At 71.7% G+C, this 20,995-nt stretch carries 17 protein-coding genes; 10 read left to right on the top strand and 7 right to left on the bottom strand.

Annotated features, from left to right (window positions below):
- Window positions 1-170 precede the first annotated feature (170 nt).
- Both JOE57_RS08740 and JOE57_RS08735 read left to right on the top strand, forming a co-directional pair.
- Window positions 171-1,325, top strand: a complete 1,155-nt coding sequence (locus JOE57_RS08740; RefSeq protein WP_204917327.1) for a L,D-transpeptidase family protein — start codon at window positions 171-173, stop codon at window positions 1,323-1,325.
- A gap of 6 nt (window positions 1,326-1,331) precedes the next feature.
- The gene (locus JOE57_RS08735; protein ID WP_204917326.1) at window positions 1,332-2,375 is read left to right on the top strand and encodes a DNA polymerase IV; all 1,044 of its coding nucleotides are present in this window, start codon (window positions 1,332-1,334) and stop codon (window positions 2,373-2,375) included.
- On the opposite strand, the gene map is transcribed toward JOE57_RS08735, so the two are convergent.
- A complete protein-coding gene (gene map / locus JOE57_RS08730; RefSeq protein WP_204917325.1) occupies window positions 2,372-3,139 on the bottom strand; it encodes a type I methionyl aminopeptidase in 768 nt (255 codons plus the stop codon). The genes JOE57_RS08735 and map overlap by 4 nt on opposite strands.
- 253 nt (window positions 3,140-3,392) lie before the next feature.
- Here map and aspS point away from each other — a divergent pair, with 253 nt between their 5' ends.
- A complete protein-coding gene (gene aspS / locus JOE57_RS08725; RefSeq protein ID WP_204917324.1) occupies window positions 3,393-4,679 on the top strand; it encodes an aspartate--tRNA(Asn) ligase in 1,287 nt (428 codons plus the stop codon).
- Window positions 4,680-4,706: 27 nt separating this feature from the next.
- On the opposite strand, the gene JOE57_RS08720 is transcribed toward aspS, so the two are convergent.
- The 3 genes from JOE57_RS08720 to eltD are packed head-to-tail and all read right to left on the bottom strand — an operon-like array spanning window position 4,707 to window position 8,059.
- Complete coding sequence (locus tag JOE57_RS08720; RefSeq protein ID WP_204917323.1) at window positions 4,707-5,186, bottom strand: ribose-5-phosphate isomerase; 480 nt, start codon at window positions 5,184-5,186, stop codon at window positions 4,707-4,709.
- Entirely contained in the window at window positions 5,183-6,931 is a 1,749-nt protein-coding gene (locus JOE57_RS08715; protein WP_204917322.1) for a dihydroxyacetone kinase family protein, read from the bottom strand. The genes JOE57_RS08720 and JOE57_RS08715 overlap by 4 nt, the downstream gene beginning before the upstream one ends.
- A gap of 24 nt (window positions 6,932-6,955) precedes the next feature.
- Window positions 6,956-8,059 (bottom strand): erythritol/L-threitol dehyrogenase, encoded by a 1,104-nt coding sequence (gene eltD, locus JOE57_RS08710; protein ID WP_204917321.1) that lies wholly within the window; start codon window positions 8,057-8,059, stop codon window positions 6,956-6,958.
- Window positions 8,060-8,230: 171 nt separating this feature from the next.
- Here eltD and JOE57_RS08705 point away from each other — a divergent pair, with 171 nt between their 5' ends.
- The 7 genes from JOE57_RS08705 to JOE57_RS08675 all read left to right on the top strand — a co-directional run bounded on the left by JOE57_RS08705 (window position 8,231) and on the right by JOE57_RS08675 (window position 16,184).
- Complete coding sequence (locus JOE57_RS08705) at window positions 8,231-9,028, top strand: SDR family NAD(P)-dependent oxidoreductase (protein ID WP_204917320.1); 798 nt, start codon at window positions 8,231-8,233, stop codon at window positions 9,026-9,028.
- 71 nt (window positions 9,029-9,099) lie between these two features.
- Window positions 9,100-10,794, top strand: a complete 1,695-nt coding sequence (locus JOE57_RS08700) for a GH39 family glycosyl hydrolase (protein WP_204917319.1) — start codon at window positions 9,100-9,102, stop codon at window positions 10,792-10,794.
- Between the two features lie 79 nt (window positions 10,795-10,873).
- Window positions 10,874-11,638, top strand: coding sequence for an SDR family NAD(P)-dependent oxidoreductase (locus JOE57_RS08695; protein WP_204917318.1), 765 nt, complete (start codon window positions 10,874-10,876; stop codon window positions 11,636-11,638).
- Window positions 11,639-11,693: 55 nt separating this feature from the next.
- Window positions 11,694-12,635, top strand: coding sequence for a TIM barrel protein (locus JOE57_RS08690; RefSeq protein WP_204917317.1), 942 nt, complete (start codon window positions 11,694-11,696; stop codon window positions 12,633-12,635).
- Between the two features lie 51 nt (window positions 12,636-12,686).
- Window positions 12,687-13,685 (top strand): 3-hydroxyacyl-CoA dehydrogenase family protein, encoded by a 999-nt coding sequence (locus JOE57_RS08685; protein WP_204917316.1) that lies wholly within the window; start codon window positions 12,687-12,689, stop codon window positions 13,683-13,685.
- Entirely contained in the window at window positions 13,682-15,412 is a 1,731-nt protein-coding gene (locus tag JOE57_RS08680) for a dihydroxyacetone kinase family protein (protein ID WP_204917315.1), read from the top strand. Before JOE57_RS08685 ends, JOE57_RS08680 begins: the two co-directional genes overlap by 4 nt.
- Window positions 15,405-16,184, top strand: coding sequence for a triose-phosphate isomerase (locus tag JOE57_RS08675; RefSeq protein ID WP_204917314.1), 780 nt, complete (start codon window positions 15,405-15,407; stop codon window positions 16,182-16,184). The genes JOE57_RS08680 and JOE57_RS08675 overlap by 8 nt, the downstream gene beginning before the upstream one ends.
- On the opposite strand, the gene sppA is transcribed toward JOE57_RS08675, so the two are convergent.
- From sppA to cydD, 3 genes are read right to left on the bottom strand one after another with little or no spacing between them, the layout of a single operon-like run.
- Window positions 16,171-17,811: a signal peptide peptidase SppA gene (gene sppA, locus JOE57_RS08670; RefSeq protein ID WP_204917313.1), complete on the bottom strand. Its 1,641-nt coding sequence runs from the start codon at window positions 17,809-17,811 to the stop codon at window positions 16,171-16,173. The genes JOE57_RS08675 and sppA overlap by 14 nt on opposite strands.
- Window positions 17,760-19,367, bottom strand: coding sequence for a thiol reductant ABC exporter subunit CydC (gene cydC / locus JOE57_RS08665; RefSeq protein ID WP_204917312.1), 1,608 nt, complete (start codon window positions 19,365-19,367; stop codon window positions 17,760-17,762). The genes sppA and cydC overlap by 52 nt, the downstream gene beginning before the upstream one ends.
- The gene (gene cydD / locus JOE57_RS08660; RefSeq protein WP_204917311.1) at window positions 19,364-20,992 is read right to left on the bottom strand and encodes a thiol reductant ABC exporter subunit CydD; all 1,629 of its coding nucleotides are present in this window, start codon (window positions 20,990-20,992) and stop codon (window positions 19,364-19,366) included. The genes cydC and cydD overlap by 4 nt, the downstream gene beginning before the upstream one ends.
- Between the last annotated feature and the right edge of the window lie 3 nt (window positions 20,993-20,995).

Genomic DNA, 20,995 nt, shown 5'->3' with positions numbered 1-20,995 from the left:
TCGTAACGACTGTGGAAGGTCGCAACTCTGCAACCATTCAGTCCACGACCGCGTAGTAGGTGGCGTGACCGGTGTCGACAGTGGATAGATTGTCTTCCGCTCCGCAAGCCAGGGATGGCTCGGGCGGCAAGATGCGGACACCTTCCCCGGATGCATCAAAGGAGAGTTCAATGCCCATCCGTCGATTGAGAACGCCCAGCCTGGTCGCTGGCCTGGTCATCGTCGCCCTCAGCGGCCTGACCGCCTGCGGATCCCAGCCCGGCACCGGTGAGGCAGCTCCGCAGCCGGCCCACTCGACCGCGCCGGCCGCCACCCAGGGCCCCACGGTCGGCTCGTCCGCCCCGGCCACGCCGGAGCAGTCGCCGACACCCTCCGCGTCGGTGACGCCCACCCCGTCGGCCAAGCCGACGCCAACGCCGCCTGCCAAGCCGAAGGCGATCATGGCGCGCGGCTCCAGCGGCGACAACGTGCGCGAGCTGCAGCACCGGCTGCTGCAGATCGGCTGGTACTCGGGCAACATCACTGGCAGCTATGGGGACAGCACCGTGCAGGGGGTCAGCGGGTTCCAGGGCAAGCGCAAGCTGCCGAAGACCGGCGAGGTGGACCAGAAGACCTGGACAGCGCTGGTCGCGATGACCCGCGAACCCAGCTACAACGAGAAGCACAACAAGCTGGTGCCCGGCAAGGCCATCCTGATGAAGGGGTCCGAGGGCGACCGGGTGCGTGACCTCCAGGCCCGGCTCAAGCAGATCGGCTGGTACTCCGGCGACGTCACCGGTTTCTACGGCTCGGTGACGGTGACCTCGGTGCGGGAGTTCCAGGCCAAGCGGCAGATCCCGGTGACCGGCGAGGTGGACCAGCGGACCTGGGACCGGCTCACCGGCATGACTCGGACGCCCACCGAGGCGGAGAAGCACAACAAGGTGACTCAGGCTGACAAGCCCACGACGGCGGGCCTGGACGCCCGCTGTCTCACCGGCCGTGCCATGTGCATCAGCAAGAGCACCAACCAGCTGGTCTGGGTCGTCGACGGCAAGCCGCAGCTCCAGGTGGATGTGCGCTTCGGGTCGGACACCACGCCGACCCGGGAAGGGTCGTTCCAGGTGGGCTGGAAGGCGCGGGACTGGACCTCGACGATCTACCACTCGAAGATGCCCTATGCGATGTTCTTCAGTGGCGGCCAGGCGGTGCACTACTCCAGCGACTTCGCCGCCCGCGGCTACAACGGCGCGTCCCACGGCTGCGTCAACGTCCGCAACCTCAGCGGCATCCAGTACCTGTTCAACCACGTCCAGGTGGGCGACAAGGTGATCGTCTACCGCTGAGCGCCGATGACCGCCTGGGTGCTGCACGTCGACCTGGACCAGTTCATTGCTGCTGTCGAGGTGCTGCGGCATCCGGAGCTGGCCGGCCGCCCGGTGGTGGTGGGCGGCCGCGGTGATCCGACCGAGCGGGGAGTGGTGTCGACGGCGTCGTACGAGGCGAGGGCCTTCGGTGTCTCCTCCGGGTTGCCGTTGCGGGTCGCCGTCCGGCGTTGTCCGGACGCGGTGTTCCTGCCGGTGGATGCGGCCCACTACGCGGCGGCGTCCGCCCAGGTGATGGAGGCTTTGCGTGCCACCGGCGCGGTGGTCCAGACGCTCGGCTGGGACGAGGCCTTCCTGGGGGTGGACACCGACGACCCGGAGGCGTACGCGGAGGGTGTCCGTGCCAGCGTGCTGGCGGCGACCAGGCTGCACTGCTCGGTCGGCATCGGAGACAACAAGCTCAGGGCCAAGATCGCGACCGGGTTCGCGAAACCGCGGGGCGTGTTCCGGCTGACGCGCGACAACTGGTTCGCGGTGATGGCCGACCGCCCCACCGACGCCCTCTGGGGGGTCGGCCGCAAGACCGCCAAGCGGCTGGCCGGCCTCGGCATCGGCACCGTCGAGCAGCTGGCCCGCGCCGACCCGGCCGTGCTCGCTGACCGGCTCGGGCCGACGATGGGCCCCTGGTATCAGCGGCTGGCCAGGGGCGTGGGCGATGCGGTGGTGGACGCCGCTGCGTACCAGGCCCGCTCGCACAGCCGGGAGACCACGTTCCAGACCGACCTCGAGGACTGGTCGCGGGTGGAGACCGAGGTCCGTCGGCTGTCCCGGCAGGTCTGCCGCGACCTCGCCGACGAGGGCCGGCCGGCTGTGCGGGTGGCCCTCAAGGTCCGCTACGCGCCGTTCGACACCCACACCCGGTCGGTCACGCTGGGGGCCTCGACCACTGATCCGGCCCTGATCGAGCAGGCCGCTGTCGGACTGATCGACCGGTTCGACCACGATCGGGCAGTGCGGCTGCTCGGGGTCCGAGCGGAGATGGCTCCGCCCGGGTCGGCGGTGGGCGGCTAGCCGCGGGCGGTCAGCACGATCGGGTCACCGTCGGTGATGGCGATGGTGTGTTCCATGTGGGCACCCCGGCTGCCGTCCAGGCTGCGCAGCGTCCAGCCGTCCGGGTCGGTGAAGATCTTGTCCGTGCCCGCACAGAACCAGGGCTCGATGGCGATCACCAGCCCGGGCTTGAGCGGCAGTCCACGACCCGGCCGGCCATTGTTGGGCACGTGCGGGTCGCCGTGCATGGTCCGGCCCACCCCATGGCCGCCGAAGTCGGTGTTGACCTTGAGCCCCGCCCCGGTCGCCACCGCACCGATGGCGGCGGAGATGTCGCCGATCCGGTTGCCCGGCCGGGCCACGTCGATCGCGGCCCGGAGGGCCTGCGAGGCCAGATCGATCAACCGCTGGTCCTCCGCGCGGGGCGTGCCGGCGACGACGGAGACGGCCGAGTCGCAGACCCAGCCGTCCACGGCGGCAGCGAAGTCGAGACTGACCAGGTCGCCGTCCTGCACGGTGTAGTCACGCGGGAGCCCGTGCAGCACCGCATCGTTGACGGAGGCGCACAGCACCTTGCCGAACGGGCTGGCGCCGAACGACGGGTGATAGTCGATGTAACACGACTCAGCGCCCCGGTCGCGGATCATCCGGTGGGCCAGCGCATCCAGGTCGAGCAGGTTGACGCCCGGCCTGACCTCAGCCACCAACCGCGTCAACACCTCGGCCACGAACCGGCCGGCCGGCCGCATCTGGTCGATCTCGGCCGGCGTGCGTAGTTCGATCACTGTCATCTCCTCCTGAGGCGCACCCTACCGGGCGCCGAAGAAACGTCGGAAAATCCGGTGCGGCGGCGGCTGGTGGGCGCCTATGCTGGCGCGGAGCGGTGCCGACGGGAGTGACGATCCCCGAGCCGCCCGCCTGGTCCACGGCGACGGACTGCAGCGAGGCCGACCGATCAGGTCGGCGAAGGTGTGGTGGCACCGCGAGCCCCCGATCGCCCACACCTCCCGGGAAGAGAAGACCCAGGAGGTGAACCCTATGCAACGCACGCTCAGTGCGGCGCTGGCCGGACAGGAGAGCCAGCGCACCGTCATCGAAGGATGGATCCACCGTCGCCGCCGACTGGCCGGCGTCACGTTCCTCATCGTCCGTGACCGCTCCGGCCTGGCCCAGGTGGTCGTCACCGACCCGGCGACCCGCGAGCAGCTGGACCGGCTCGGGGAGGAGACGGTGGTACGGGTCGAGGGCCGGGTGACAGCCAACCTGCGAGCGCCGCTCGGCGTCGAACTGACCGAACCGATGATCACCCCGCTGTCGTCCCCGGCGGAGCCGACGGTGCTCGAGCTGTGGCGGCCGGCCCTGGAGGCGTCGCTGCCGATCCAGCTCGACCAGGGCGCCGTCGCCTGGCGGCACCCGCGCCAGCGGGCGTGTTGGCAGGTCGCGGCGGCCTCGCTGCGCGGGTTCCGGCTCAGCCTCGAGGCGCAGGACTTCACCGAGATCCAGACCCCGAAGCTGGTGGCCGGCTCGACCGAGTCCGGCGCCAACGTGTTCGAGGTCGACTACTTCGGCCGACCGGCCTACCTGGCCCAGTCCCCCCAGTTCTACAAGCAGATGATGGTCGGCGTCTTCGAGCGGGTGTACGAAACCGGCCCGGTCTTTCGGGCCGAGCCGCATGACACCGTCCGGCACCTGGCCGAGTACGTCTCGCTGGACGCCGAGCTCGGCTTCATCACCGACCACCGCGATGTGCTCGCGGTGCTGCGCAACGTGATCGCCGGCATGCTGGACGAGCTTCGCCGGTCAGCGTCGGCAGCCATGGCACTGGCCGGGGTGCGGCTGCCCGAGGTGCCGGAGCAGTTCCCGATCGTCCATTTCCGGGAGGCACTGGCGCTGGTCGGGGCCGACCCGGAGGAGACCGACCTGGCGCCGGAGCACGAGCGCCGGCTGGGGGTGTGGGCCCGAGAGCGGTTCGGGTCCGACTTCCTCGCGGTCGAGGGATATCCCGCTGCCAAACGACCGTTCTACACCCAACCCGAGCCGGGGGACGCGCGCTGGACCAACTCCTTTGACCTGCTGTTCCGCGGGCTGGAGCTGGTCACCGGTGGGCAGCGGCTGCACGAGCTGGGCGACTACGAGCGCGCCCTCGCCGCCCGCGGCGAGTCGATGGCACCGTACGCGTCGTACCTGCAGGCGTTCCGGCACGGGATGCCCCCGCACGGCGGCTTCGCGATCGGCCTGGCGCGGTGGACGGCGCGGCTGCTGGAGGTGGACAACATCCGGCGGACGACGCTCTTCCCCCGTGACCTGCACCGGCTCGCTCCCTAGCGGGAGGCGAGCCGGAGGTCGCGGCGGTCAGCAGGAGCCGTCGTACTTCTCGATCGCGGCCACCTTGGCGGCCGAGGCGGACGAGCTGTCGAAGCGGTAGCCCAGCCACTCACGGGCCAACCGCCGGGCCAGTTCGAGCCCGACGACGCGCTGGCCGAAACAGAGCACCTGGGCGTTGTTGCTGAGCACGGACCGCTCGACCGAGAAGCTGTCGTGGGCGGTGACGGCCCGCACCCCTGGCACCTTGTTGGCGCTGATCGCCACCCCGAGCCCGGTGCCGCACACCAGCAGCGCGCGGTCGGCCTTGCCGTCGGCGACCAGCTGCGCAGCGGCCATCGCGATATGGGGATAGTCGGTGTGCTCGTCGGCGCCGACCCCGACGTCGAGCACCTCGGCGACCCGGTCGTCGGCCTCAAGGTCGGCCTTGAGCGCCTCCTTGTACTGCAGCCCGGCGTCGTCGCAGCCGACCACGACCCGCCACTTGCGTTCCGGTTGCTGCTCGCTCATGGGGGGTCCTCTTTCTGCTCGGTAAAGACGTTGGCGACCGACCCTACACACATCGCCAGCGACACGGCGCCGGCGTCCGGGGTGCCTACGCTCCGCTCGGCCAGGGGCCGGGCTCGCCCCACCCGGGGGCGGAGCTCGGCGGTGGCGTCGGCGGCCCGGCTGGCGACCTGGGCCGCGTCCGCCCAGGCCGCCGACCAGGGTCGTCCGTTGGAGACCGATTCTTCCAGGGCCTCGACGAACGGCAGCAGCGCGTCCAGCATGGTCTTGTCCCCGGGCGAGGCACCGCCCAGCCGGACCAGCGCCTGGTAGCCGGCGCGGAGGCTCTCCACCACCGTCCGGTCGTCCGGTCGGCCGTGGTCGCCGAGGCGGCCGCCGACGGCGGTCAGCAGGGCGCCCCACAGCACCCCCGACGTGCCGCCGGCACGGGCGGCCCACTGCTCCCCGGCCGCGCGCAGCACCCCGGCCGGCCCGGCGCCGCGCTGCACCGCGTCCTGGGCGGCGGCGCTGGCCGCGGCGGAGCCCTTGACCATGCCACGGCCGTGGTCGCCGTCGCCGGCCACCGCGTCGATCCTGCCCAGCTCGGTCTCCGCTTCGGCCATCCGGCCGGCGATGGCCGTCAGCGCGGTCGCGATCCGGGCCCCGGACCGGCGCGCCTCCGGGTCGGCCTCAACCGCCTCCCCCTCCGCTGCGCGCCCGTCCGGTGCCGCCGTCTCGGCCGGGTCCCTGCGCTGTCCCTGGCCGGCGGCCCCGGGTGTGCCACGCCGGAAGGTCGGCGTGTCGGCGGGCGCCAGCCAGCACCGCTCCAGCTCGTCGTCGAGCCACATCACCGTCAGCGAGCAGCCGGCCATGTCGAGGCTGGTGACCAGTTCGCCGACCTCGGGCCGGACCACGGTGCAGCCGGCCGCGCGCAGCAGCCGGGAGACGTCGGCCCAGACGACGAACAGCTCCTCGTACTTGGTCCGGCCGAGGCCGTTCAGGATCACCGCGACCCGCTCACCCGCGCCGGCGGGTTTCTCGGCCAGCACCCCCTCGACCAGCAGCTCCGCCAGCTCGGCTGCGCTGGGCAGCGGGCGCTCTGAGATGCCCGGTTCGCCGTGGATCCCCAGCCCCAGGCCCATCCGTCCGGGCGGTACCGTGAACAACGGCTCGGGGGCGCCCGGCAGGGTGCAGCCGTCGAAGGCGACACCGAGACTGCGGGTGGCGTCGTTGGCGAGCCGGGCGACCCGCAGCACCTGGTCCAGGTCGTAGCCCTCCTCAGCCGCAGCCGAGGCCACCTTGAAGACGGTGAAGTCGCCGGCGATCCCGCGTCGGCGGTCGATCTCGTCGCGGGGGGCGCTCGCGATGTCGTCGGTGACCGCGAGGTAGCGGGCCGGGATCCCCTCGGCTTCGAGCTGCGCGACGGCCAGTTCGAAGTTGAGGACGTCACCGGCGTAGTTACCGGTGGTCAGCAGCACACCGGCTCCGCCGTTGGCTGCCCGACCCACCGAGGCCGCGTCGGTGGTCGACGGCGAGGTGAAGATGTTGCCCACCACCGCTCCGTCGGCGAAGCCCGGCCCGACCACGCCGCAGAAGGCGGGGTAGTGCCCGGAGCCGCCGCCGACCACCACGGCAACCTTCCCGGGCCGGGTGGTCGCGGCCCGGACCACCCCGCCCGGCACCCCGACCACGTAGTCGGCGTTGGCATCCAGGAAGCCGGTGAGCATGTCCTCGGTGAAGAAGGCCGGGTCGTTGAACAGTCGGGTCATCGCGATGTCTCCGTAGCAGCCAGGTCAGGGAATGAGCGAGACCTTGACGGACTCCGAACCGCTGGCCACCAGGTCCAGGCCCCGCTGGAACTCCGTCAGCGGCAGCTGGTGCGAGCAGATCTTGTCCATCGGCAGGCGTCCCGACTCGATCATCCGGATGGCGGCCGGCCAGCAGTACGGGCCGAGGTGCGCGCCGAGCACGTTCAGCTCCTTGTCATCGCTGATGATGCTCCAGTCCACGGTGACGTCGCTGCCGAAGACGCCGTACTCGACGTAGGTGCCGAGCTTGCGGAGCAGGTTGAGTCCCTGCGGCACTGCCGACGGATGGCCGGTGCCCTCGAGGTAGACATCCGCGCCGTAGCCGTCGGTGAGGTCCTTGATGATCTGCTCGGCATTCTCCTCGGCGATGTTGATCGTGAGGTCGGCCCCGCACTCGCGGGCCAGGGCGAGCTTCTCGGGGGCCAGGTCGAGAGCGATCACCTTGGCCGGGCTCTTCGCCGCCGCGCCGGCCACCATGCCGAGCCCGATCGGACCGCAACCGGCGACCACGACGACGTCGTCGAAGGTGATCCCGGCCCGCTCGACGGCGTGCAGTGAACAGGAGAGCGGCTCGGCGAAGGCGGCATGGTGTGCCGGCAGGTCGGCCGACACCTTGTGCACCAGGGCGTCGGCGGAGTAGATCATGTACTCGGCCATCGCACCGGGCGTGCGTCGCTTGAAGCCGTAGAGGTCGTGCGGTCCACACATCCAGTACTGCCCGCGCAGGCAGTAGCGGCACTTCCAGCACGGCACGATCTGCTCGCTGACCACCCGGTCACCGACGGTGACCCCCCACCGTGCTGCGGCCGTCTCGTCCAGCTGGACGATGGTCCCGACGAACTCGTGGCCGGGAATCACCTCGGTCTCGGCCCAGGCGGGCCGGTTCTCGTCGCCCCAGAACTTGGCCGCGCCGTGGTAGCACTTCAGGTCGCTGGCGCAGATGCCGACCGCCTCGACCTTGACGAGCGCCTCACCCGGACCGGGTCGCGGCACGGCGACCCGCTCCAGCTGGTAGTCCTCCGGGCCGTGGCAGATCACGGCCTGCATGGTGTCGGGGAGCGGGGATGGGGTGGCGACGTTCTGGGTCATCGGTGTCCTCCGGGCTGGGAGCCGGTCGGCCCTGCGGGCGCTGGGCGCGGCTCTGGTCTTGGCAACACCCTAACCAGGCTGCTAAAGGTGGGGCGATCGCGGTCGTGACCCGTGCCGGGCACGTCAACCAGACCGAGCGCGGCACGTCCGCGGGAAATGAGAGAACGACCGATGACCACAGAGCTGCGCCAGTCCGAGAGGGCCCTCGCCCACCGCCCGTTGGCAGGTCGCCGCGCGCTGATTACCGGGGCCACCCGGGGGATCGGCGCCGACATCGCCCGCGCGTTCGCGGTCGCCGGAGCGGCACTGGTGCTCAGCGGCCGCGACGGTGACGCCCTGGCCCGGCAGGCCGAGCTGCTGTCCGGCAGCCACGGTATCCGGGTCTCAGTGATCACCGCCGACCTGGCCGCCCCGGAGGCGCCGGAACGGCTCGCCGAGCAGGCGGCTGCGGTCTACGGTGGGCTCGACGTGTTGGTGAACAACGCCGGGATCTCCCACCCGGAGGCGATCACCGACCTGACCGCCGCCAACCTCGACGACGTCCTGAACGTGAACCTCAGGGCGCCGTCGCTGCTGGCGGCCAGGGTGGGAGCGGCCATGGCGGCCGCTGGCGGCGGTTCGATCGTGACCATCGCCTCGGCCGCGGCGCTGCGACCGCTGCCGGAGCACTACGGCTACTGCATCGCCAAGGCCGGGTTGGTGATGGCCAGCCGGATGCTCGCGCTGGAGCTGGGCGGGGCCGGTGTGCGGGCCAACTCCATCTGCCCGACGGTGGTGCTCACCGACATGGGCCAGCAGGTCTGGGGCGACCACCCGCAGAAGGCTGCGCCGATGCTGGCCCGGATACCCCTGAACCGCTTCGCCGAGCCGGCGGAGGTCTCCGAGGTGGCGGTCTGGCTCGCGTCCGATGCGGCGTCGATGATCAACGGCGTCGACATCCCGGTGGACGGCGGCTACTTGATCAGCTGAGGCCCCACCTGCTGCGGTCCGGCGTACGAGTCGTTGACAGCGACTGCTCGACCAGACCAGACTCAGCAGAAGTGAGCGTTCACAACCTGCCCTTCCCACCGTCGGCGCCCAGCGACCCCGAGGCGCCGCACGTCGCGTCGGCGACCGTTCTGGTCGATGCCGCGGTCGACCGGGGTCCGCTCACCCGGATCTGGGAGAGCATCGGCTTCGATGAGATCAACTGGACCTACACGCCGACCGGCAAGCGCCTGTTGCGGACCTTCGGCGGGCTGGCCGAGCCAGGCTTCCACGTCCGGCCGCACTACGTCTTCTGTTCGGGCAGCGGCTTCGGGCTGCCGCACTGGGGCAGCGGCAACGTCTACCACGAGGACGAGCTGGGCAATCCCTACTACGACTTCACCATCGTCGACCAGGCGTACGACGCGATCGTCGGAGCCGGCCACCATGTGCTGGTCGAACTGGCGTTCACCCCACGCGACCTGCTGCCGCCGGAGTCGGCGGACCTGGTCGTGGAGAGCAGCCCGACGGTTTACAGCAACTACGAGGCGGGGGCCTGGGCCTACCCCCCGCGGGACTACGCCAGGTGGGGTGAGCTGGTCGCCGCGCACGCCCGGCACTGCCTGGAGCGCTATGGCGAGGCGGAGGTGGACTGCTGGTGGTGGGAATTGTGGAACGAGCCGGACATCTTCTACTGGCGCGGAACGCCGGAGCAGTTCTATGACCTGTACGAGGTGACGGTCCGGGCCATCCGGGCCGTGCTGCCTCGGGCCAGAGTGGGCGGTCCGGCCGTCACCGGCGGCGGGGTGGAGTTCCTGCGACGCTTTCTCAGGCACACCTCCGCCCTCGATCTGCCGTTGGACTTCGTGTCCTTCCACACCAAGGGCTCGGCCTTCACGCCGTGGCGGGTCTACGGTCCGACCGGGGCCGCCGCACCCGAGCAGCAGAACCCGTCGGCGACGAAGATGCTGTTCGAGATCCGGCGGCTGCTGCGGGTGGTCGGCGAGTTCGAACGCTACACCGCACTGCCGGTGCTGGTCGACGAGTGCGACGCGGGTGTGCCGGCCCATTTCAGCGTCTACGACAACGCCAACTTCCAGTTCCAGAACACCGAGTACTACCCGGTGTTCCAGGCCAAGCTGATGAAGAAGATCCTCGACCTGAACGAGGTCGAGCGGACGCAGGTGGCTCTCGCCACCTCCTGGAGCTTCTACTTCGAGGGTGAGCGGTTCTTCGAGGGCACCCGCGCCTTCCTGACCGCCGCCGGGGTCGAGAAGCCGCTGCTGAACGCGTACCGGATGTTCGCCGAGCTGGGCCAGCGCCGAGTGGAGGCGACCTCGTCGGCAGCGTGGCAGCTGTCCCAGCTGGATCGGGCCGACGGCCGGAGCATGCCCGAGGAGGTGGATGCGCTGGCCTCGGGCAGTGCCGGCGGACGGGTCGTCATCCTGGTGTGGCGGCACACCGACGACCAGTACCAGCAGGATGCCGACCAGACGCCGGTGGAAGTCGTGGTCCGGGGGCTCGCCCATACGGGCTACACCCTGTGGCAGCTGCGGATCGACCACGCGCACAGCAACGCGCATACGGTCTGGCAGAGCCTGGGATCGTCGCAGGACCCCACCGCCGAGGAGCTGGCCGCGCTCAGGGCCCGTCAGGGCCTGGAGGAGCTCGAGCCGCCGCGAGCGGTCATGGCCGACAATGGCAGGCTGACCCTGCAGCTGCGGCTGGGACTGCCGGCGGTGTCCATGCTGGTGCTGGAGCCGACATGACCAACCCGACCCACAGCAGCAGCCAGCCCCCGACCACATCAGCGCCCGACCACATCAGCCCCGACCACCAGGAGCACCTATGACCTTTCCGCAGGCCAAGACCGTCATCGTCACCGGAGCCGCGTCGCCGCGGGGGATCGGCCGGGCCACCGCCGAGCTGCTCGCCTCCCAGGGCTGGCACATCGGCATCATCGACCTGGACCAGGGCGCGTGCACCTCGCTGGCGGAGGAGTTGACCAGCCGGTACGGAGTGCAGGCCCTCGGCGTCGCAGCCGACGTCGCCGACGAGGGACAGCTCCGGTCGGCCATCGACCAGATCGAGGCCGGCCTGCCGCAGATCGTGGCGCTGGCGAACATCGCCGGCGTCAGCTCACCGATCGGCTATCTCGAGCTCACCTCCGAGGAGTGGCATCGGGTGCTGGACGTGAACCTGAACGGGGTGCACTATGCCTGCCGGCGGGTCGCCGAGTCGATGGTGCGGAACGGGATCGGCCGCATCGTCACCTTGTCGTCGGTGTCGGCCCAGCGCGGCGGTGGGACGTTCAGCAAGACGCCCTACTCGGTCGCCAAGGCCGGTGTGCTCGGTCTCACCCGGTCGCTGGCCCGCGAGCTGGGGCCGTACGACATCACCGTGAACGCGATCGCTCCCGGCCCGATCGACACCGACATCATGGGCGGCACGCTGACCGACCAGCGCAAGGCCGAGCTGGTGCAGGACCTGGTGGTCAACCGCGTCGGCAGCACTCACGACGTGGCGTCGGCGATCAGCTTCCTGATCGGCGAGGATGCCGGCTACATCACCGGGCAGACCCTCAACGTCGATGGTGGTCTCTACATGCACTAGCCACCCAGCCAGCCGAGGACCACCCCAGCTTCACCGAACAGAGAGCAGAGACACTGTGACCGAGTCCGCACCCGCGACCACCGGCCGGGACTGGCCGATCGCGGCCGCCATGATCAACTTCCCGGGCGTGCTCCCGGACGGCACCCTGGTCCAGGACCAACCGGTCGGGGACTGGCGAGACACCCTGGAGCAGGTCGCCGACGCCGGCTTCGACTACCTGGACCCGACCGACTCCTGGCTGCGGGTGGCCGACCTCACAGCTGACCGGCTGACCGAGTTCGAGCAGCTGCTGGCCGAGGTGGGCCTCAGGCTGGGCGGCATCTCGACCGCCCGCCGCAGCATCATCGACGCCAACCACGGCGCCGACTACCTGGCCTACTCCCACCGGGTGATCGACACCGCCGCCCGGCTCGGCGTGGCCGACGTCTCGTTCGGGCTGTTCCAGGAGCTGACACCGGAGCAGAAGAAGGCGCTGTGGTTCTGGACCGCACCCGGCCACGTCGATCCCGAGGACGCCGACACCTGGAACCTGGCGGTCAGCCGGCTCGCCGAGCTGGCCCGGCACGCCCGCGAGGTCGGTGTGCACATCTCGTTGGAGATGTACGAGGACACCTATCTCGGCACGGCCGACTCGGCGGTGCGGTTCCTGCACGACATCGACGCCGAGAACGTCTGGCTCAACCCTGACATCGGCAACCTGCAACGCCTGCACCGGCCGGTCGAGCACTGGCAGCGCATGATCGAGAAGACGGTGCCGTTCGCCCGCTACTGGCATGTGAAGAACTACTTCCGGACCGAGGACGCCAGCACCGGCGCCATCATGACCGCGCCGGCGCCGATGGAGTACGGCGTGATCAACTACCGGATGGCGGTACGCCAGGCCATCGCCGCGGGTTTCGACGGCACCTTCCTGTGCGAGCACTACGGCGGTGACGGCCTCAGCGTCAGCGCCACCAACAGGCGGTATCTGCAACGGATCCTGCCGCCCCGTGACTGACGCCCGTCGTCGCAGAGCACCCACCCCGAAGATCATCAACGAAGGAAGATCATGACCCGCACGATCGAGACCGTCGCCGTGATCGGCGCCGGATACATGGGCGGCGGGATCGCCCAGTCGCTGGCCAGCAACGGCGTGGACGTTGTCATCGCCGACAAGGACCCGGCCCTCACCGCCGCAGCGTACGAGCGACTGCTGGCTGAGACCACGTCGCTGGAGCGGCAGGGCCTGTTCCCGGCCGGGTCGCTGGAGCGGCTGCAGGCGCACCTGAGCACCGCGGATACGATCGAGGCCGCGGTGCAGCACGCCGACCTCGTCGAGGAGGTGGTGTTCGAGGACGTTGCGGTCAAACACGCCGTGCTGCGGCAGATCTCCGCCGCTGCCCGACCTGACGCGATCATCGGCAGCAACACCTCAACCATCCCGGTGCACGTACTGCAGGAGGCGGTCGAGCGGCCGGAGCGGTTCCTGATCGTGCACTGGTCCAACCCGGCCCCGTTCATCCCGGGAGTGGAGATCGTCTCCGGGGAGCACACCGACCCCGCCCTGGTCCCGCCGGTCAAGGCGCTGCTGGCCCGGGCGCAGCACTCGGGCGCCGAGGTGGCGGACACCCCGGGGTTCGTGCTCAACCGGCTGCAGTACGCGCTGCTGAAGGAGGCCACCGCCATTGTCGAGGAAGGCATCGCCACCCCGCAGGACGTGGACACCATCGTCAGCACCACCTTCGGCTTCCGACTGGCCTTCTTCGGGCCGTTCGCGATCGCCGACATGGCCGGCCTGGACGTCTACCGCAACTGCTTCCGCACCTTCGAGGAGGCGTTCGGTGAGCGGTTCGCCACTCCAGCGATGCTGACCGAGCAGGTGCAGGCCGGCCACCACGGCTTCAAGACCGGAGCCGGGTTCACCGGTGAGCACTCGGCCGAGGAGGTGCAGCGGGTGGTGGACTACCGCGCACTGGCCTACAGCCGGCTGTCGCAGCTGCTGCTGGAGCTCGGCCCGTCCGGCATCTGGCCGGCTGCGCCGGTGGAGGAGAGCGAGGCCGGGCAGTGACCCGGGTGCTGAACGACCCGGTCGACTTCGCCGATCAGGCGGTCGATGGCCTGGTCGACGTCTATGCGCGCTACCTGACCAGGACGTACGGCGGCGTGATCCGCTCAGGTTCGACCCGGCCGGGCAAGGTGGCGGTGGTCGTCGGCGGTGGCAGCGGTCACTACCCGGCGTTCGCCGGTTGGGTCGGACCCGGTCTGGCCGACGCGGCCGTGGTCGGGAACATATTCTCCTCACCCTCGACCCAGCAGATCCTGTCGGTGGCCCGGGCGGTGCACGACGGCGCCGGGGTGCTGCTGAGCTATGGCAACTACGCCGGCGACGTGCTGAACTTCTCGCTGGCCGAGGAACGATTGCGGGCCGAGGGCATTCCCGCCGTCAGCATCGCCGTCACCGACGACGTCTCCAGCGCGTCCCTGGACGAACGGTCCAGGCGCCGCGGGGTCGCCGGCGACCTGGTGGTGTTCAAGATCGCCGGCGCAGCGGCCGAGGCCGGACTGGACCTGGCCGAGGTGGCCGAGCTGGCCGAGCGCGCCAATGCCGCAACGTTCTCCTTCGGCGTCGCGTTCGCGGGCTGCACCCTGCCGGGCGAGCGCCGGCCACTGTTCACCGTCCCGGCGGGACAGATGGGCGTCGGCCTCGGCGTGCACGGCGAGCCCGGGGTCGCCGAGGAGCCGGTCGAGCCGGCGGCCGACCTGGCCGCGCGGCTGGTCGACCGGCTGCTCGCCGAACGACCGGCCTCGGCTCAGAACCGGGTGGCCGTGCTGCTCAACGGGCTCGGCGCCACCAAGTACGAGGAGCTGTTCCTGCTCTGGAACGACGTCCGACGACTGCTCCAACGGGCCGGGCTGGAGATCGTGCAGCCCGAGGTGGGCGAGCTGATCACCAGCCTGGACATGGCCGGCGTCTCGCTGACGCTGACCTGGCTGGATGCCCAGCTCGAGGACCATTGGACCGCCCCGGCCGACACCCCGGCTCTGCGCCGCGGCGGCGGGATCGCGACGCGGCCGCGGACGCCGCGGGCCGAGACCGGGCCCGAACAGGCACGCCGGGACTCTGCCGGTCCCACCAGCCGGGCGCTGGCCGGTCGGCTGGTGGGCTGCCTGGAATCGGTTGCCGCCCGGCTGCACGAGTCGGAGTCCGACCTGGGCGCGCTCGACGCGATCGCCGGCGATGGTGACCATGGTCGCGGAATGACCACGGGATGCGACGCCGCCCTGGCCGCCGCCCGGCAGGCGGTCGAGTCCGGCGCCGGGCTGACCGGCGCGCTGGCCGCTGCCGGCGACGCCTGGGCCGACAAGGCCGGCGGCACCTCGGGGGCCCTCTGGGGCAACGGTCTGCACGCCGCCGCTCTGGCCCTGGACGAGTCGTCGCTCGAGGCGACCGGACCTGGGTCCGTACCGGTGGCCCGACAGGCGGTGGCCTCGGTCGCTGCGGCTCGTGACCTGGTCCAGACCTTCGGCAAGGCGCAGCGCCGGGACAAGACGCTGCTCGACGCTCTGATCCCGTTCGTCGAGGAGCTCGAACGCCGGGTCGACGACGGCGACAGCCTGGCCGGCGCCTGGTCCGCCGCCGCCGCGGCCGCGGTCGAGGAGGCCGAGGCCACGGCCGCGCTGTCGCCGCGGATCGGGCGTTCGAGGGTGCTGGCCGAACGAAGCAAGGGCCACCCGGACCCGGGAGCCACCTCGCTGGCGCTGGTGCTCAGCGAGGCGGGTCGCCACCTTGCTTGATAGGTCGGGGCTTGATAGAGCAGGGGTCGTCGCCGTCGGACTGAAGACGTACCTCGGCTACTCCCAGACGCTGGAGTGGCTGACCGCGGCAGGGGAGATCTCCCGCCGGTGGACGGACCGGCTGGAGGTGGTGGTGCTGCCGGTCGCCCCCGCGCTGCCGGCCGCCGTTGCGGCCGGGCGGGAGTACGGCTTCGCGGTCGGCGCGCAGGACGTCTCGGACCGACCTGCCGGCGCCTTCACCGGGGAGCTGCCGGCCAGCCTGCTGGCCGAGCTGGGGGTGCGCTTCGCCGAGATCGGTCATGCCGAGCGCCGGGCACTGTTCGGGGAGACGCCGGAGCTGACCATGCGGAAGGCGGTGGCGTCGGTGCAGCAGGGGCTGACACCGCTGCTCTGCGTGGGTGAGGGCCGGCTCGGACAGCGCGACCAGGTGCCGGCCCTCGATGCCGCCGAGCAGGTCGCCGGTCAGCTGGACGAGATGCTGGCAGCGCTGCCGACAGAGGCCCCTGTCCTGGTCGCCTACGAGCCGGTGTGGGCGATCGGCGCCGACCGGCCGGCGCCGGTGGAGCACGTCCGTACCGTGGCGCACCGGTTGCGGGTGCGGCTGGGCGCCCACCCCCGGGCCCGGCTGATCTACGGCGGCACCGCCGGGCCCGGGCTGTTCGCGCAGGTCGGCGACTGCCTCGACGGGCTCTTCCTCGGCCGCCGGGCCCATGATCCGGCCGCGCTCGGGGCCGTACTGGCGGAGGTGGCGGCCGGGGTCAGCGCAGGCTGATCGCGGGCATCCTCAAGGCGGCGCCGGCGGGCACGCCGAGAGCGGCGGCGACCTCTGACAGGTCCGGCCAGGCCGCACCGACCCGGGCCCGCGGATCGTCGCTGTTCTTCGGCCGGCCGAGACGGGCGAGCATCGGGACGTGCAGGGCGCGCAGCACGGGTGCTTCCTCGGGCAACCCGGCCAGGGAGCGGGCGATCCGAACGGCGTCGCGGAGGCCGCCGAGCTCGTCGACCAGGCCGACCCGAAGAGCGTCGCGACCGGTCCACACCCGACCCCTGGCCACCGCCTCGATCTCGGCCACCGTCCGGCGCCGGCCCTCCGCCACCTTGGTCACGAAGTCGTCGTAGACCGCGTCGATGGTCGCCGCCAACCGGGCCCGTTCGTCGTCGCGGAAGCCACGTCGCGGAGAGAACATCAGCGCTCGCTCACCCTGCTCGACGGTGCCGGTCGTCAGCCCGACCCGCTCCAGCAGATCGTGCACCACCAGCTTGCCGCCGAACACGCCGATCGAGCCGGTCAGGGTCGCTGGCAGTGCGACAATCACATCGGCCGGGCAGGCGATGTAGTAGCCGCCGGACGCCGCCGCCTCACCCATCGACACGACCACCGGTGTCCCCAGCTCGCGTACCCGGCAGACGTCCCGCCAGATGGTGTCGGAGGCCACCGCCGACCCGCCCGGTGAGTCGATGTGCAGGACGACCGCCCGCACCCGTTCGTCACCGGCGGCGGCCCGCAGCTCCGCGCAGACGGAGTCGCTGCCCACCTGGCGCCCGGTCGCGCCGCGTCGCGTCACGCCGGCCACGATCGAACCCCGGACCTCGACCAGCGCGACGTGCCCCCGGTGCCGCGGCGGCATCGCCGGCCGCCGCCGCGGTCGCCAGCGGTCGGCGAACAGCAGCTCGGTCCGGGCTGGCAGCCGTGACCTGAGCTCGGCATACACCGTGTCGCGATAGCCCAACCGGTCCACCAGCCCGACCGCGCGGGCCTCGGCGGCGGTCCGCGGGCCCGTGTCGGCGAGCTCGCGTACCCTCGCCGCAGCCAGGCCGCGGCCGGCGGCGATGGCGTCCACTGCGTCGGTGAAGACCGACTCCGCCAGCCGTTCCAGCGACTCGCGGTGGGCAGGGGTGAAGCCGGTGCGCATCACCCGGTCGGCGGCGTTCTTGTACTCGTGCCGCTGCTCCAGCTGTGGCTCGATGCCGAGCCGGTCGAGGGCCCCGCGGAGGAAGGTGGTCTCGACACCGACGCCGAGCAGCCCGACACCGCCGCCGGGCTGCAGCCAGATCTCGTCGAAGGCCGAGGCCAGCATGTAGGCCGCCAGGTCCCGCGACCCCTCCCCGAAGCTCTCGGCCCAGGCGACGGTCGGTTTGCCGCTCGCGGCGAAGGCCCGTACGGCCAGCCGCAGCTCCTGCATGGCCGCCCACGGCAGGGCCCCGCCGACCTTGGCGACCAGGCCCACCACCCGTCGGTCATCGGCGGCCTCGTGCAGTGCACGCAGGGTGGGCCGGAGCTGGCGTCGGGCGCGGGCGCGCAGACGCGCCAACGGATCGTCCGGGTCCGGCGCGACCGGAAGCGTGGTCAGGTCGAGCTCGAGCAGGAGCGGTGGCCGATGGCCGGGCAGGACGGGCATGAATCCACAGTAGGCGCCACCCCGAGACCTGCGCCGGTGCTGACGACGACATCGGTGGCGGCGATCACCGCCGGGTCGTGGGTGATCACCAGCACGACGGCGTCGACGAACAGGTCCCAGACATCGCGCATCAGCCGGTCGGCGGTGTCGGCATCCAGATGCTCGGTCGGCTCGTCCAGGATGACCACGTCGTAGGCGCCCACCAGCAGCCGGGCCAGCGCCACCCGCCGGGCCTCGCCGCCCGACACGGCCACGCCGTGCTGGCCCACCAGCCGATCGAGCTCCAGATCGAGGCCGACGCGGTCCAACGCGACCCGGATCTCGTCGTCGGTTGCGTCCCGGTTGCCGATCCGGACGTTCTCGGCGACCGAGGTGTCGAAGAGGTAGGCGTCCTGGGCGAGGTAGCCGACCCGGCCCGACACCTCGACCCGGCCGCCGCGGGCGGGGATCAGGCCGAGCAGCGTCGCTGCCACGGTGGTCTTGCCGGACCCGCTCGGACCGACCAGACAGGCCCGGTCGCCGGGACCGAGCTCGAGGTCCAGCCGGTGCTGGAGGACGAGGCTGCCGGGCCAGCCGACGGACAGCCGCTCGGCGTGCAACCGTCCCTTGCTCGAGCGCGGCGGCAGTTCCCGGTCGCCGGTCCCGACCGGCTCCGCGGCGAGCACGTCGGTGACCCGGGCGAGCGCCGTCCGGGTCCGGGTCCAGCTGTGGGCGACGCCGATCAGGGTGCCGAGCACCTCATGCAGCGCGATCGGCGTCAGAACCAGGACGGCCAGGTAGACCGGCCGAAGGCTCCCGTCGGCAACCCCCCGGGCGCCCACCAGCAGCGAGCCGAGCACGGCTCCGCCGGCGGCCAGCAGCTGGCATCCGGCGGCCACCCCCTGGATGGCCGCGGTCCTGGCCTCCGCCCGCCGGAGCCGGCCGTCGATCTGCTGGACCCGCCGGAGCATGTCCTCATCGGCGCCGTAGGCCAGCAGGTCCGTCGCCGCCCCGGTGGCCTCGGTCAGGGCGGTGGCCAGCTCGCCGCGGCAGGGCGCCAACGACGCGTCCGCGTGCCGGGCCAACCATTGCGACAGCAGCGGCACCAGCCAGCCGGCGAGCAGCGCGGAGACCAGCACCACCACCCCCGCCGCCGGCGACAGGGCGCCGAGCACGACCGTGGTAGCGACCGTGACCAGTGCTGCGGACACCGCCGGCACCAGCACCCGGACCACCAGGTCCACCACCGCATCCACATCGGCGGTGACCCGCGCCAGCAGGTCACCACGGTCGCGGCCCAGCAGGGTGGTGCCGGTCAGCCGCCGGTAGACCCGGACTCTGAGTTCCGTCAGCGACCCCAGCGCCACCTGGTGGCCGACCAGCCGCTCCAGGTAGCGGAAGACACCGCGCCCCAGCCCGAGCGCCCGAACGGTGACGATCGCCACCATCAGGTAGAGCACCGGTGGCTGCTCGGCGGCGCGGGACAGCAGCCAGGCTGAGGTGCCCATCAGCCCGATCCCGGCGGTGTTGGCGAGCGCGGACAGGCCGATGGCGGCCGCCAGCCGAGTGCGCTTCATGCCGGCGTCCGTTCCGGTGCGCGGAGCTCCACCACCCGGTCTGCCGCTGCCGCCAGTGCGTCGCGGTGAGTCACGACCAGACCGCCGACACCCAGCGAACGCAGCGCCTCGATCGCCACCAGCTCGGTCGCCGCGTCGAGACCTGCCGTCGGTTCGTCCAGCAGCAGCAGTTGGCCACCGCCGCAGTCGATCTTCAGCAGCGCCCTGGCCAAGGCCACCCGCCGGATCTCGCCGCTGGACAGGGTCACGCCGTCCTCCTCGATCACCCGGTCCGGGTCCAGCCCGCCCGCTCCGGCCAGCTCCAGGGCCGCCTCGATCCGGGACCGTGGTGCGCCTGCCGCCCCGAGCGCGACATTGTCGGCGATGCTTCCGCGCAGCAGGGCGGGTCGTTGAGCCACCCAGGCCAGCCGTTGCCGCCAGGCGCGGAGGTCGAGGTCGCCGAGCTCCCGGCCGCCGACCAGCACCCGGCCCCGGTCGGCCCGTCGGAAGCCCATCAGCACCCGCAGCAGGGTCGACTTGCCGGCGCCGCTGGGCCCGACGAGGGCGACGATCTCCCCGGGTCCGATCACCAGGTCCACCTCCGCCAGCGCCGGGCGCTGGTCGAAGTCGACCCCGAGGCCCACCAGCTCGACCGTGCTCTCGCTCAGGTCGGGCGGTTCGGCGTGCCCGGAGGGGACCGCCGGCCGTTCGATCAGGGCGAACGCCTGCTCCACCGCGGCCACCCCGTCGGCCGCGTCGTGGTAGTGCGCGCCCACCTGGCGCAGCGGCAGGTAGGCCTCCGGAGCCAGGATGAGGACGAACAGGGCGACAGTGAGGCTCAGCTGGCCGTCCACCACCCGCAGCCCGATGCCGACCGCCACCACCGCCACCGACAGCGTCGCCAGCAGCTCGAGCACCAGCGCGGACAGGAAGGACACCCGTAGGGTCGCCATGGTCTCGCGTCGGTGCTGCTCGCCGATCCGGCGTAGGCCCTCGGCCTGCGCTCGGGCCCGGCCGAACACCTGCAGGGTCGGCAGGCCGGCCATCAGGTCGGCGAAGTGGTGCGCCAGCCGTGCCTGGACGCGCCAACGACGGCGGAGGCGTTGCTCGGTCATCCAGCCCACCAGGATCATGAAGACCGGGATCAGCGGCAGGGTCAGGCCGACGATGACCGCGGACAGCGGGTCGGCGGAGAGGATGGCGATCCCGACGACGAGCGGCACCGTGACTGCCAGCACCAGCTGCGGGAGATACTTGGCGAAATAGCCGTCCAGCGCATCGAGGCCCTGCGTCATCACCGTCACCAGTGCACCGGTGGGCAGGCCCCGGTCGTCGGGGCGGCTCAGCTGGGCCGCCGTGATCTCGGTGCGCAGTTGAGACTTCACCGCAGCCGAGGTCCGGGCGGCCAGTAGGGCGTGCCACCAGGTCAGCAGAGCGCGGGCGATGAAGCCACCGGCCAGCAGCGGCAGCACCGCCAGGACCGCGGTGAGGGTGTGGCGGTGGAAGGTCTCACCGAGGGCGGTCGCCAGCCACCAGGCCTGCAGCACCACCAGGGTGGAGAGCAGAGTGCCGATCAGCACGCCCGCCGCCAGGTAGCCCCGGACCGCGCCGGCGCGGCGGAGCAGCCGTGGGTCCACCGGTCGCATCGG

Source organism: Microlunatus panaciterrae (assembly GCF_016907535.1).
GTDB classification, from domain to species: domain Bacteria; phylum Actinomycetota; class Actinomycetes; order Propionibacteriales; family Propionibacteriaceae; genus Microlunatus; species Microlunatus panaciterrae.
Note: the sequence above shows the minus strand (reverse complement) of the source record. Positions and strands in the feature narration are given on the sequence as shown.

Excerpts from the sequence above, each read along its gene's own strand:
- JOE57_RS08720 (WP_204917323.1), bottom strand. The coding sequence starts at position 5,186 with ATGAGCGAGCAGCAACCGGAACGCAAGTGGCGGGTCGTGGTCGGCTGC.
- JOE57_RS08740 (WP_204917327.1), top strand. The coding sequence starts at position 171 with ATGCCCATCCGTCGATTGAGAACGCCCAGCCTGGTCGCTGGCCTGGTC.
- cydD (WP_204917311.1), bottom strand. The coding sequence starts at position 20,992 with ATGCGACCGGTGGACCCACGGCTGCTCCGCCGCGCCGGCGCGGTCCGG.
- JOE57_RS08685 (WP_204917316.1), top strand. The coding sequence starts at position 12,687 with ATGACCCGCACGATCGAGACCGTCGCCGTGATCGGCGCCGGATACATG.
- JOE57_RS08705 (WP_204917320.1), top strand. The coding sequence starts at position 8,231 with ATGACCACAGAGCTGCGCCAGTCCGAGAGGGCCCTCGCCCACCGCCCG.
- aspS (WP_204917324.1), top strand. The coding sequence starts at position 3,393 with ATGCAACGCACGCTCAGTGCGGCGCTGGCCGGACAGGAGAGCCAGCGC.
- JOE57_RS08735 (WP_204917326.1), top strand. The coding sequence starts at position 1,332 with ATGACCGCCTGGGTGCTGCACGTCGACCTGGACCAGTTCATTGCTGCT.
- eltD (WP_204917321.1), bottom strand. The coding sequence starts at position 8,059 with ATGACCCAGAACGTCGCCACCCCATCCCCGCTCCCCGACACCATGCAG.
- JOE57_RS08695 (WP_204917318.1), top strand. The coding sequence starts at position 10,874 with ATGACCTTTCCGCAGGCCAAGACCGTCATCGTCACCGGAGCCGCGTCG.
- JOE57_RS08715 (WP_204917322.1), bottom strand. The coding sequence starts at position 6,931 with ATGACCCGACTGTTCAACGACCCGGCCTTCTTCACCGAGGACATGCTC.
- sppA (WP_204917313.1), bottom strand. The coding sequence starts at position 17,811 with ATGCCCGTCCTGCCCGGCCATCGGCCACCGCTCCTGCTCGAGCTCGAC.
- cydC (WP_204917312.1), bottom strand. The coding sequence starts at position 19,367 with ATGAAGCGCACTCGGCTGGCGGCCGCCATCGGCCTGTCCGCGCTCGCC.